The sequence below is a fragment of the Halomonas borealis genome (assembly GCF_004798905.1).
GTDB lineage: Bacteria > Pseudomonadota > Gammaproteobacteria > Pseudomonadales > Halomonadaceae > Halomonas > Halomonas borealis.
In genome coordinates this window covers 1-244 of record NZ_SDMO01000119.1, presented here as the reverse complement: position 1 = coordinate 244, position 244 = coordinate 1, and the positions used below count along the sequence as shown (strand labels likewise).

Below are 244 nucleotides of genomic sequence, written 5' to 3'. Positions count from 1 at the left end.
CAAGCTAAATCTGTGACGGAGAAAGAACCAAAGTACCAGCACAAAGACAGTAACTGTCAAAATATTCATTGGTAAACCAATATAGGTATTCACTCCGTCACTATTTAAAAGTAACCACAAAAGCGAACGAATGATAAGAATAGCAAAAGCACTGCTTAAGCCAAGCATAAATAGTCCAATCAAAATGGGCAAGATTGTGAAGTCAATCTTTAAAAAGCTTGCACTCGGCACCAAAGGAAATTGG

The 244-nt window shown here is 37.3% G+C and carries 1 protein-coding gene; it reads right to left on the bottom strand.

Translation table 11 applies throughout. The features are described 5' to 3' along the window. Positions 1 to 244, bottom strand: a 244-nt coding sequence (locus ETC07_RS16375) for an ECF transporter S component (RefSeq protein WP_368733196.1), incomplete at both ends; no start/stop codon positions are given.